This is a genomic window from Rhodococcus sp. G-MC3, assembly GCF_030063335.1.
In the GTDB taxonomy this organism is placed as follows: domain Bacteria; phylum Actinomycetota; class Actinomycetes; order Mycobacteriales; family Mycobacteriaceae; genus Rhodococcoides.
The window spans coordinates 90,373-101,458 of sequence record NZ_JASISW010000007.1 but is presented as its reverse complement, the minus strand read 5'-3'; the positions used below and the strand labels follow the sequence as shown (position 1 = coordinate 101,458).

At 63.2% G+C, this 11,086-nt stretch carries 12 protein-coding genes; 8 read left to right on the top strand and 4 right to left on the bottom strand.

Annotated features, from left to right (window positions below):
* Positions 1–12 precede the first annotated feature (12 nt).
* Positions 13–963 carry an alpha/beta hydrolase gene (locus QMK17_RS09665; RefSeq protein ID WP_283508874.1) on the top strand — a complete coding sequence of 317 codons (951 nt, stop codon included), beginning with the start codon at positions 13–15 and terminating at the stop codon, positions 961–963.
* A gap of 38 nt (positions 964–1,001) precedes the next feature.
* Here the strand turns inward: QMK17_RS09665 and ggh are convergent, their stop codons facing one another.
* Complete coding sequence (ggh, locus tag QMK17_RS09660) at positions 1,002–2,339, bottom strand: glucosylglycerate hydrolase (RefSeq protein ID WP_283508599.1); 1,338 nt, start codon at positions 2,337–2,339, stop codon at positions 1,002–1,004.
* Positions 2,340–2,458: 119 nt separating this feature from the next.
* Between ggh and QMK17_RS09655 the strand changes: the two genes are divergently transcribed.
* From QMK17_RS09655 to QMK17_RS09645, 3 genes are all read left to right on the top strand, one after another.
* Positions 2,459–2,983: a DinB family protein gene (locus QMK17_RS09655; protein WP_283508597.1), complete on the top strand. Its 525-nt coding sequence runs from the start codon at positions 2,459–2,461 to the stop codon at positions 2,981–2,983.
* A 9-nt stretch (positions 2,984–2,992) separates the two neighbouring features.
* On the top strand, positions 2,993–3,661 hold the full coding sequence (locus QMK17_RS09650; RefSeq protein ID WP_283508595.1) for an SDR family oxidoreductase: 669 nt from the start codon (positions 2,993–2,995) through the stop codon (positions 3,659–3,661).
* A gap of 169 nt (positions 3,662–3,830) precedes the next feature.
* Positions 3,831–4,256, top strand: a complete 426-nt coding sequence (locus QMK17_RS09645) for a pyridoxamine 5'-phosphate oxidase family protein (RefSeq protein ID WP_283508593.1) — start codon at positions 3,831–3,833, stop codon at positions 4,254–4,256.
* A 249-nt stretch (positions 4,257–4,505) separates the two neighbouring features.
* Here QMK17_RS09645 and QMK17_RS09640 read toward each other — a convergent pair whose 3' ends face one another.
* On the bottom strand, positions 4,506–4,958 hold the full coding sequence (locus QMK17_RS09640; RefSeq protein WP_442972735.1) for an Lrp/AsnC family transcriptional regulator: 453 nt from the start codon (positions 4,956–4,958) through the stop codon (positions 4,506–4,508).
* Between the two features lie 71 nt (positions 4,959–5,029).
* Between QMK17_RS09640 and QMK17_RS09635 the strand changes: the two genes are divergently transcribed.
* The 3 genes from QMK17_RS09635 to QMK17_RS09625 all read left to right on the top strand — a co-directional run bounded on the left by QMK17_RS09635 (position 5,030) and on the right by QMK17_RS09625 (position 7,086).
* Positions 5,030–5,710: an AzlC family ABC transporter permease gene (locus QMK17_RS09635; protein WP_283508591.1), complete on the top strand. Its 681-nt coding sequence runs from the start codon at positions 5,030–5,032 to the stop codon at positions 5,708–5,710.
* Positions 5,707–6,033 (top strand): branched-chain amino acid transporter permease, encoded by a 327-nt coding sequence (locus QMK17_RS09630; RefSeq protein ID WP_283508589.1) that lies wholly within the window; start codon positions 5,707–5,709, stop codon positions 6,031–6,033. Before QMK17_RS09635 ends, QMK17_RS09630 begins: the two co-directional genes overlap by 4 nt.
* 351 nt (positions 6,034–6,384) lie before the next feature.
* Complete coding sequence (locus tag QMK17_RS09625; protein ID WP_283508587.1) at positions 6,385–7,086, top strand: thioesterase domain-containing protein; 702 nt, start codon at positions 6,385–6,387, stop codon at positions 7,084–7,086.
* Positions 7,087–7,154: 68 nt separating this feature from the next.
* On the opposite strand, the gene QMK17_RS09620 is transcribed toward QMK17_RS09625, so the two are convergent.
* Both QMK17_RS09620 and leuS read right to left on the bottom strand, forming a co-directional pair.
* Positions 7,155–7,793: a hypothetical protein gene (locus QMK17_RS09620; RefSeq protein ID WP_283508585.1), complete on the bottom strand. Its 639-nt coding sequence runs from the start codon at positions 7,791–7,793 to the stop codon at positions 7,155–7,157.
* Positions 7,790–10,621, bottom strand: a complete 2,832-nt coding sequence (gene leuS, locus QMK17_RS09615) for a leucine--tRNA ligase (RefSeq protein WP_442972734.1) — start codon at positions 10,619–10,621, stop codon at positions 7,790–7,792. The genes QMK17_RS09620 and leuS overlap by 4 nt, the downstream gene beginning before the upstream one ends.
* A 60-nt stretch (positions 10,622–10,681) precedes the next feature.
* Here leuS and QMK17_RS09610 point away from each other — a divergent pair, with 60 nt between their 5' ends.
* The gene (locus tag QMK17_RS09610) at positions 10,682–11,083 is read left to right on the top strand and encodes an SdpI family protein (protein ID WP_283508582.1); all 402 of its coding nucleotides are present in this window, start codon (positions 10,682–10,684) and stop codon (positions 11,081–11,083) included.
* The last annotated feature ends 3 nt before the right edge of the window (positions 11,084–11,086 follow it).

Here is an 11,086-nt window from a genome sequence, read left to right as displayed (position 1 = left end):
GGGGTGATTGCGATGGCGATGCTCGCAGCCGCGGGCGTAGCGACGGCCGATCCTTCGGCTATGAGCTCTCTCGACCATATCGACAAGATCAGTGACACTCGCTGGGACGTGTTCGTGTACTCGACGTCGATGGACCGCGTCATCGAACTCCAGGTGCTCCGGCCGGCAGAGACGTCGGTGCCGCAACCCACGCTGTACATGCTCAACGGGGCAGGCGGCGGCGAAGACGGTGCAAATTGGCTGAAGCAGACCGACATGTCCGAATTCTTCGCGGACAAGAACGTCAACGTCGTGATTCCTGTCGGCGGATATCTGAGCTACTACACCGACTGGGAGCGCGACGATCCGACGCTCGGCCGCAACAAGTGGCAGACATTTTTGACGCAGGAACTGCCCCCGATACTCGACGATGCCCTCGGCGCCAACGGCGTCAACGCGATCGGCGGATTGTCCATGTCCGCGGGATCCGTCCTGGACCTGGCGATCCAGTCGCCGGGACTCTACCGGGGGGTGGCGTCGTACAGCGGGTGTGCGCAAACGTCGGACCCTGTGTCGCAGAACTTCATTCGCCTTCTCCTCGGCATTCGCGGCAAAGCGGACGCCGACAACATGTGGGGCCCAGGCAGCGATCCGCGATGGTTCGAGCACGATCCGTTCGTCAACGCCGAAAAACTCAGGGGGCTAGAGCTGTTCGTCTCCAATGCCACCGGTCTGCCAGGACCGTACGAGCTTCCGAACACACTCAGGCCGGTGGGTTCACCACCGCTGTCGGACCAGATTGCGCTCGGCGGATTCATCGAGGCAGTAGCCAACGGTTGTGCCGAGCGTCTGCAGCAGCGGCTCGGCGACCTGGGCATTCCTGCGCAGTTCGACCTCGGGCACCCGGGAACACATTCGTGGCTGTACTGGCAGGACGCGCTGCGTGCGTCGTGGCCGACGCTCGAGCGCGCGCTGCGGGATTGACGCCCGAACGCGCTGGTAGCCCTGGTAGCCCACCCGAATCAGCCCAGCCAGTCGAGTACCGCTGCCGCCGTCCAGGATTGCTGCATACTGCCCAGTGGTTGGCCGGTGAACGGTTCGTAGTATTCGGCGAAACTGCCGTCGCTGGCCTGGCGAAGTCCCTCGTCGCGCAGATTCAGTGAGCGTTCGGCCCAGCCTCGCCGAGCGAATGCCCAGGAGAACAGCCACGTCATCACCGGCCACACCGGGCCCCGCCAGTATTCGCGCGGACGGAAGTCCCGCGATACCGGAGAGATGGAGGGCGGCACCGCGTACTTGAGGTCGGGATGACCACAGAACCTGGTGCCCTCGAACAAGCGGATCAAGTTCCGTTCCTGCTCGCGCGGCAGCCCGCCACACAGCAGGGGAGCGAACATTGCAATGGTGTCGGTGCTGATCCACCGTCGCGCACGCAGGTCGTAGTCCCGAGCGGCTCCCGACCGTTCGTCGGTGGTCGCGATGACGCCCTTGCGGAACTTCTCGGCCCAGCCGCGCAGTTCGCGGACGTCGGAATTGGGCTTGGAGTGTTCCTCACCGATGGTTGCCAGAACATCGCACGCCATCGCGAAGATTGCACTGACGAACACGTCCTCGACGGCGAAGCTCATCTTCTCCGCAAGTGCGGAATCGTCGTAGCCCGCCTGTTTCATTTCTTCGACGAGCCAGATGTAGCGGTCGTACTCGAGGTTGCTCGGGCGCTGCGAAGGATCGGTGACGACGGCATCGTCCTTGCGCACGAACGGCGGCATCTCCCCGGGCACGACGCCCAAGTACGACGCGTCCCACCGCGGTGAGTTGTCCATGCCCGATTCCCAGCCGTGGTACAGCGCGATGCGTCCGCTGCCGTCGATGTCCCTTGCCTCGGCGAGCCACCGATGCCAGCGGACGAGGTTCTCCCACCGACGATCGAGGAACTCCTCCGCGACCGAGCGCGTCGTTCGGCCGTGTCTCTTGGAGTGATCGAGGATCCGTTGGACGGCGATGGCATGGACGGGCGGCTGTGTGATGCCCGAGGTCTGCGGCCCGAGCGGAGCGTGGACGGCGAGTTCGCTGGTCTCCCACCGGGCGGGACCCGGGAAGTAGCCGTCGACACCGTTGGCGAAGACGATGTGCGGGATCATTCCGTTCTTCCACTGCGCGGACAACAGGGTGTCGAGCTCGACGACGGCTCTCTCGACGCTGAGCGGCGCAAGGCCGACGGACACGAACGCCGCGTCCCAACTCCACATGTGCGGATACAAGCGGGGCGCAGCGCTGGTCATCGTGCCCAGGTCGTTGCCGCGCAAGAGGTAGGCAGCCCGTCCGGCAAGTTGTGTCGAGGTGTATCCACGGTCGCCCATGTCCTCTAGTTTGCGACCGATCACTGTTTTTTGCTTATCGAGTCTCGGTTTCCATCGCGGACCGAACCTGTCCTCGATTGTTTCTAAAGTTGTCCTCACCAGCAACGAAAGGCAGTTACATGACCATGACCGGTGAGAAGGCCGACATTCTGAGAATGCTCGGCGAACAACGAAAGAACTTCTTGATCACCGTCCGCGGTATCACCGACGAGCAGGCACGAGAGCGGACGACGGTCAGCGAACTGACCCTGGGAGGGCTGCTGCACCACGTGGTGGGCAATGAGCGGGATTGGATGAAGACCATCGCCGAGAAGGACGAGAACGCCGAGTTCGACATGTCGCGGATGGGTACCGAGTATGTCCTCGGGGCGGACGAAACCGTCGCCGCACTCGTGCAGGAGTACGAGCGGATTGCCGAATCGACGGCGAAGGCCGTTGCCGATATGGATCTCGACGCCCAGATTCCACTCCCGACGGCGCCGTGGGCTCCCGAACGCGTGTGGCAATCCGCTCGATTCACGCTGTTCCACATCCTCCGAGAAGTCTCGCAGCACGCTGGTCACGCGGACATCATCCGAGAATCGCTCGACGGCGGGAACACGACGATGGCCTGGGCTGCCGAGGCCGGGATGGTTCTTGACTAGATTGGCTGTATGAAAACAGCGTTGGTGACAGGGGCGAGCCGGGGCCTCGGCGCGGCGATCGCACGGACATTGGCACCGGATCATCACGTCTATCTCGGTGGCCGGTCGTCGGAGTCTCTTTCCGCGGTGGTTTCGGAACTCGATGGTTCGACACCCTGGCCGGTCGATCTGACGGATCACGAAGCCGTCGCTCGCGCAGCCTCTGAGATCCCCGCGCTCGACGTTCTGGTGCACAATGCCGGCGTAGCGGAACTGGGGACCGTCGAGGAATCCACGATCGCCTCCTGGAGAGCCCAGTATGAAAGCAACGTGCTCTCGGTGGTCGCGCTGACGCAGGCACTTCTTCCCGCTTTGCGACGAGCAGGCGGGCACGTTGTGCTGATCAATTCCGGTGCTGGTCTGCGAGTCAATGCGGGTTGGGGCGCGTACGCGGCGTCGAAATTCGCCCTGAGGGCCTTTGGAGACGCGCTGCGTCAGGAAGAGCCGTCGCTGCGCGTGACGTCGGTGCATCCGGGCCGGATCGATACCGATATGCAGCGGGCAATTGTCGAGCACGAGGGCGGTACTTACGACGGGTCGAAGTTCTTGCAGGCCGGCACTGTTGCCGCCGCGGTGCGCAATGCTGTCGACACTCCCGCGGACGCTCATCCGACGGAGATCGTGCTCAAGCCGCGCTGACGCTCACAACCCTGGAGCGCGTACACAACTGAAACTTGCGTTGTAAACCGGTGGCAGTGTTGTGGCTGGGCCGCGGGTGGGAGGGATTCCAGAGGACAAGCTGATGAACGGGCGGTATCGATATGCCGAACCCTTCGACGACCTGCAGAAATCACCCTAAGCTGACCGCATGGCATTGTCGAAATCGGAACGAGAAGAGTTTCTGTCCGAGCCGCACATAGCGGCCCTGTCGGTATTTGCCGGCAACGATCGAGGTCCGCTGACGGTACCCATCTGGTACCAGTACACCCCCGGCGGCGAAGCATGGTTGCTGACGGGAAAAACGTCCAGGAAGGCCGAATTAATCCGCGCTGCAGGTCGATTCAGCTTGATGGTCGAGCGCGTCGCTCCCACCATCAAGTATGTTGCCGTCGACGGACCCGTGGTTCGCGAGGAACCCGGCACCGCCGCACAGCTCCGCGAGATGGCCGAGCGCTACCTCCAGCCAGAGAAGGTCGACGGATACCTCGAATTCGCCACATCCGATCACGGAGATCAGACTCTCTTCGCCCTGAAAATCGAGCACTGGCTGGGTGCAGACTTGGGGTCCATCTGATTGTGGCCGTGTGGGTCGAGCGGTGTTAGATTTCTGCCGGGAAATCACCTGTTCCCGATTATCGGTGTGTTCCTCCGAAATAGACACCGTGGACAGCAATCTCGCGATCGCACACATGTTGGCGCAACTACGGGATCATCGTCGACGAGGCCTGCTCGATCACAGTGAACGGCGTCCTGCCCGACCCCGACCTCGGCGACGGTCGATACCCGCAGGTGCGCTGATTCCAGGGGCGGGTATTGGGCGCGCCTAGGGTGCGTCGGTTTTCAGGACTTTCATGGTGATGCGCGAATCCACGCGGGCGATCGCGGGATCTCCCATCAACTGCGTCGTCAGCCACTTCTCGAATGCCGCGAGGTCGGCGACACGGACCCGGATGAAGTAGTCGGGGATGCCGAACATCCGTCGTAGTTCGGCCACCTCGTCCATGCCGGCGATCCTGTTCTCGAACGCCCCCACGGTCCTGAGATCCTTCGCGACAAGATCTGCATGAATGATGACTTCGAAACCACGCCCGAGACGAGTCCGGTCGACGATCGCAGAGTAACCCGCGATGACGCCGTCCTCCTCCAGCTTTCGCACACGACGAAGGCACGGCGCGGGAGTCAGTCCGACGCGGGCGGCCAGGTCCTGATTGGACAGACGACCGTCCTCCTGCAGGAGCAATAGAATGTGCTCGTCGATGGAATCCACGTCCCACATATTGCTGTAGAGCAGCTGATCCAGCAAGTTCGAGCAATAATTCATTGAGTGCGTTTCCCTATCATTGCTCCATGACCGTTCAGGCCGAAATCTCGCTGTCTCCTCTCCGGGATGCCGCACGCTCCGCAAGCGTCGTCTGGATCGGATTGCTGGTTCTCGGAATCGGTTTGGGCGTCACCGTCACTACCCAGGGCCTGCCGTGGTGGTTGGCCCCGATCATCTCCGGCGTCCTGTTCGCCGGTTCAGTCGAATTCATCCTGGTTGGAATGTTGGCCGCAGGAATGCCGATCGCCGCCATCGCCGCCACGACATTCCTGGTGAACTCGCGCCACCTGTTCTACGGACTGACGTTCCCGCTGCACCGCGTCGACGGGCGATTCGCGAAGCTATACAGCATCTTTGCGCTGTGCGACGAAGCCTTCGCGCTCGCGTCCACCCGTATGCGCAGTGGGCAGATTCTGTGGACACAGATCGGCCTGCATTCGTCGTGGGTTCTCGGGTCGTTCATCGGCGCAGCGGTCGGTCAGGTCGCACTCGGCGACGTGCGGGGGATGGACTTCGTCCTCACGGCACTGTTCGTCGTGCTCGCACTGGACACGTACCGCGCCGATCCCGACCGAGTCACCCTGATGCTGGCCTGCGCGGCCGGAGCACTCGGACTTCTGCTGGCACCGGGATCGATGCTGCTCGTGTCCATGGGTGTCTTCACCGCGGTGTCGATCGTTCGCCACTACCGGGCGCGCAGGTCATGACCGACTACGTGTACGTCGCGGGTGCACTCGCTGCAGCAGTGGGAATCACATTTGCACTGAGAGCAATCCCGTTTGCCGTGCGATCCCGGCTGCGTGAGTCGGCGCTTCTCGACGCGATCGGCGGATGGATGCCGCTGGGCGCCGTCGCCGTGCTCGCCATCTACGCCCTGTCCTCGATCGATCTTCTCAGCGCGCACCACGGCGTGCCACAGATCGCGGGCGTCGCAGCCACCGTCGGGACTCACCTACTACGACGCAACGCGGCCCTGAGCATTCTCGTCGGGACGGCCACGTGTGTCCTGCTGGAGAACTGGATTCTGTAGTGCCGCCATGGCTGATACTTATGTGACTGGTGTGACTGCTGATTTGGGGCCCTCTGCGCCACAGATGTCCACACTTGCATCACCCGCAAGGCCTCGAACAGCCGAAATGCGAATTACCACTGTGTGATTCGGCCCAATGGGCAGATAACGGTCACGCCAGCATCGCGGACACTTTTTGGTGACGATTCACTAATGCGCTCGCCGAACGCTCATGGTTGAGTGGAAAGTCCAGTGAGACGTAGGTAACACATCAGGACGCTCGGCCGACATACTCGTCAATCGGCGAATACGAACTACAGCAGGGCTCGCTCACGCCCTGAATCTCTAAGACTCGACCCCGGAGGCCACAGCATGACCGTCATCAACGATTACTCTCATCTCACTTACGACGATGTCGCCGACCGCAAGACCACCGAGTATTCGACCGAGCCGATCCAGGCAATTCTGCCGATCCGGCCCACCGGCACCGAGGCACCCGTCTTCTGCATCCACCCGATCGACGGCCTCGCCTCTTGCTACACCGCTCTCGCTGCACACATCGGAGCAGAACACCCCGTCTACGGCCTCCAGACCCCGGGGGATCGCCCGGTCTCGCTCACTGCACTTGCCACTCACTACGCCGACGAGATCCTCGCAATACGCAGCTCAGGGCCACTACACCTGCTCGGCCTCTCCTTCGGAGGCTTACTGGCTCACGCCGTTGCCGTCGTACTTCAGGGACGCGGCGTCGCCGTGCGCAGCCTGACCATCCTCGACAGCGAGCCGATGCAGTCCAGCAGCGTCGAAAGTTCTGCTTCACTCCTCGCGGGCATGGGCGACGATATCGACCGCAGCCGCGCCGAGGAACTGCTCGCCATCGCGACTCACAACGAGGCTCTGGCGAGCAAGCACTTCCCCGGCGTGTACGTCGGGGAAGCCATCGTGGTCTCCACCGACGGATCCGACATCGGGCCGGCCTGGCACCCTTTCGTCAGCGGCGAGGTGACCAAGTACCTGGTGCCCGACGCCACGTCCTTCGAGCTCGTCGGGCCGTTGGTGAACAAGTACATCTGAGTTCGGTGCGGGTATCCGGCCCGCGCGTCGATAGGGCGGCGAAGCCGTGTCACGGGTAGTTCCCCTGGTCAGTCCTCGTGCGAGGGCAACTGCCCGAATGTGATCGCAAGATCCCAAGGTTGCACGTTCCACAGCGACGCCGCTGCGGCCGCGAAGATCGACGCGGCCGCGACGGAGTCCTCCGTCGCGGGCCCGGACACCGACGTGCCCGTCTGATCCTGCGGAACGTCGTCCGGCCACACCCCCGTGCCGCGCGGCACCGGGGACGTCTCCACCACGGAAACAGCGGACTCGGGTGACGTCATCACGGCGGCGAAGCAGTACGGAATCTGCGGTGAATCCCAGCCACCGAGCTCGAGCACCCAAAATTCTCCGCGCTGGGCGGCGGCCATCGACACATCACTGAGGAATTCCTGCAGCGAGTTCCACGGGTTCGTCTCGGGTGCCACCGGTTCCAACAGCGCGAAAGTGTGTTCCTGCAGGAGCAGAGTGGAACTGATCGCGTCGAACAGGCCCGCCTCGCGAAAGCGGTTGTCCGGCATGGATGTGCGAGCAATCCGACCCCGACCCAGAACGGCAGTCAGCCCATCCGGGTCGGCCACTGTCCAAAGATGCGCGCCGGTGTCCGTCCACAATTGGATCAATCCGCCGACGACGGGACTCAACATCACCGTTGTCAGCGTGCTGCCGGGTTTCATGGACGTCACTTCAGGACGATGTTGACCATGCGACCGGGAATGACGATGACCTTCGTCGGCGCCTTTCCGTCCAGCAGTGCGACGATCTTCTCCTCCGCCAATGCGATCTTCTCGACGTCGTCGTTGGTGGAATCCGCCGGTACCGTGATGCGGCTCCGCACCTTGCCGTTGACCTGGATGGGGTAGTCGACGGTATCGGCGACGAGCCACTTCTTGTCCACCCGCGGGAACGGACCGTGCGCGAGAGAGCGGTCGTGCCCGAGTTGCTTCCACAGTTCCTCGGACAGGTGAGGAGCCATGGGTGCAAGCATCAGGATCAACGGCTCGACGACACCGCGCGGGGCACCGTTCGGGTATTCCTTGGTGAGGTGGTTGGTCAGCTCGATGAGCTTGGCGCCGGCCGTATTGTCGCGCAGCGCAGTGTAATCCGCTTCCACACCGTCGATGATCCGATTGAGTACCCGCAGAGTGTCCTCGCTCGGCTTCTCGTCGGTGACGCGTACCGCACCCGTCTCTTCGTCGAGCACCAGACGCCACACGCGCTGCAGGAATCGCTGCGCGCCCACGACGTCCTTCGTCGCCCACGGTCGTGATGTGTCCAGCGGGCCCATCGACATCTCGTAGAACCGCAGGGTGTCCGCGCCGTACTCGGCGAAGATGTCGTCGGGGGAGACGGAATTCTTCAGGCTCTTGCCCATCTTCCCGTACTCACGGTTGACCGGTTCGCCCTGGTAGAACCACGCGCCGTCGCGCTCTTCCACTTCCTCGGCAGGCACGTAGACCCCGCGCGCATCGGTGAACGCGTACGCCTGGATGTATCCCTGGTTGTACAGGCGGCGGTACGGCTCGCTCGAGCTGACGTGGCCGAGGTCGAAGAGCACCTTGTGCCAGAAACGCGAGTAGAGCAGGTGCAGAACAGCGTGTTCGACGCCGCCGACATACAGATCGACGCCGCCGGGATCGTGGGGACCGTGGATCTCGGGACGCGGTCCGACCCAGTACTTCTCGTTCTCCGGATCCGCGAATGTCTCGGAGTTGGTCGGGTCGATGTAACGCAGTTGGTACCAGGAACTGCCTGCCCACTGCGGCATCACGTTGGTGTCGCGGCGGTAGGTCGCCATACCGTCGCCCAGATCGAGTTCGACGTTCACCCAGTCTGTCGCCTTCGCCAGTGGAGGCGAGGGCTCGGAGCTGGCGTCATCGGGGTCGAACGAGACGGGCGCGTAGTCCGCGACCTCCGGAAGCTCCACCGGCAGAAGTGAATCCGGGAGCGCATGGGCGTTGCCCTCCGCGTCGTACACGATGGGGAACGGCTCGCCCCAGTACCGCTGGCGCGCGAAGAGCCAATCGCGCAGCTTGTACTGAATAGTGCCTTTGCCTTTGCCCTCTTTTTCGAGGCGAGCAATGACGGTCGCCTTGGCTTCCTCCACCGAGAGTCCGCTCAAAAAATCAGAGTTGACCAGCGCGCCGTCGCCGAGGTACGCAGCCTCGGTGACGTTGCCACCCGAAATGACCTCGCGGACAGGCAGTTCGAACTTCTTCGCAAATTCCCAGTCGCGCTGATCGTGCCCGGGAACAGCCATGATTGCGCCGGTTCCATAGCCGGTGAGCACGTAGTCGGCGATGAAGACCGGGACCTGCTCGCCGTTGACGGGGTTTTCGGCATAGGAGCCGGTGAAAACGCCGGTCTTGTCCTTGTTCTCCTGGCGCTCGAGGTCCGACTTCGCGGCGATGCTTGCGCGGTAGGCAGCGATGGCCTCGGCGGGGGTCGCGGCGTCCCCGGTCCACACGGCAGGCACGTCGGCAGGCCACTGCGCGGCCACCAACCCGTCGACCAGGTTGTGTTCGGGAGCAAGAACCACATAGCTCGCACCGAACAAAGTGTCCGGACGGGTCGTGAACACGTCAATCCCGGAAAAGGAAACCTGCGCACCGCGGGAGCGCCCGATCCAGTTGCGCTGCATCGACTTGACCTTGTCCGGCCAGTCCAGGTACTCGAGGTCGTCGATCAACCGGTCCGAGTACGCGGTGATGCGCATCATCCACTGCCGCAGATTCTTTCGGAACACCGGGAAGTTTCCGCGATCACTGCGGCCGTCCGAGGTGACCTCCTCGTTGGCAAGGACAGTGCCGAGGCCGGGGCACCAGTTGACCATCGAGTTGGACTCGTAGACCAGGCGGAATCCGTCGAGGACGCCTGCACGCTCGGATGCCGTCAGAGCAGCCCAGTCGCGGCCGTCGTCCAACGCCCGCGAACCATCGGCAAAAGACGATTCCAGTTCGGAAATGGGACGCGCCTTCGACTGATCCACGTCGTACCAGGAGTTGAAGATCTGCAGGAAGATCCACTGCGTCCAGTGGTAGAAGTCGACGTCCGTCGTCGCCAACGACCGGCGACGGTCGTGCCCGAGCCCGAGGCGACGGAGCTGGCGTCGCATGTTCGCGATGTTGGTTTCGGTCGTCGAACGCGGGTGCGTTCCCGTCTGAACGGCGTACTGCTCGGCGGGCAAGCCGAAGGCGTCGTAGCCGAGGGCATGCAGAACATTGCGTCCGTGCATGCGGTGGAACCGAGCGAAGACGTCGGTCGCGATGTAGCCGAGGGGGTGTCCGACGTGCAGACCGCTGCCCGACGGATACGGGAACATGTCCTGCACGAAAAGCTTGTCCTTGGGAACGTCACCGGCGAGGGGGCCGACGGGGTTGGGGGCGTCGAAGATGCCCTGCTCATCCCACAGGTCTTGCCACTGCTGCTCGATACGCCCGGCCACATCCGCGGTATAACGATGCTCGGGGACGGTCTCGGAAGGCGCTTTGGCTGGATCGGTCACACTCACCAGCGTAAAGCGTGAGCTGGGCCGCCTGGTACTTCGGCCTGTAGTCGACGTATTCTTACCGGCGTGATCGTCGTGTCCATACTGCTGTTCGTGCTCGCGCTCGTCGTCGGCTCCGTTGCCGCTGCCGGCCTGACGGGCAAACTCCCGCGCAACCGGTGGGCCGGTGTGCGCACGGCCGAGTCGATGCGGGACGACGAGACGTTCATCATGGCGAACAAGGTTGCCGGTCCGACAAACGCCGCGGCCGCTCTTCTCCTTCTAATTGGCGCCGCAGCCGCTCTGATGCTGACGAGTGTCCTTGCCGTCGTCGCCGTCGTCGCGTGCCTGATTGCCGCGTTCGTCACTGCTGGTGTCGGCGGTTCGATCGGTGCGCGCACCGCGGCCGCGAAGCCGGTGGACGAGGCGGGCGGATGCGGGCACTCCTGCATCTCGTGCAGCCTGAAGGATGCCTGCGCACCGAGCTGAGCA

Coding starts and splice junctions, on each gene's coding strand:
- QMK17_RS09665 (WP_283508874.1), top strand. CDS start 13: ATGGCGATGCTCGCAGCCGCGGGCGTAGCGACGGCCGATCCTTCGGCT.
- ggh (WP_283508599.1), bottom strand. CDS start 2,339: ATGGGCGACCGTGGATACACCTCGACACAACTTGCCGGACGGGCTGCC.
- QMK17_RS09655 (WP_283508597.1), top strand. CDS start 2,459: ATGACCATGACCGGTGAGAAGGCCGACATTCTGAGAATGCTCGGCGAA.
- QMK17_RS09650 (WP_283508595.1), top strand. CDS start 2,993: ATGAAAACAGCGTTGGTGACAGGGGCGAGCCGGGGCCTCGGCGCGGCG.
- QMK17_RS09645 (WP_283508593.1), top strand. CDS start 3,831: ATGGCATTGTCGAAATCGGAACGAGAAGAGTTTCTGTCCGAGCCGCAC.
- QMK17_RS09640 (WP_442972735.1), bottom strand. CDS start 4,958: ATGTGGGACGTGGATTCCATCGACGAGCACATTCTATTGCTCCTGCAG.
- QMK17_RS09635 (WP_283508591.1), top strand. CDS start 5,030: ATGACCGTTCAGGCCGAAATCTCGCTGTCTCCTCTCCGGGATGCCGCA.
- QMK17_RS09630 (WP_283508589.1), top strand. CDS start 5,707: ATGACCGACTACGTGTACGTCGCGGGTGCACTCGCTGCAGCAGTGGGA.
- QMK17_RS09625 (WP_283508587.1), top strand. CDS start 6,385: ATGACCGTCATCAACGATTACTCTCATCTCACTTACGACGATGTCGCC.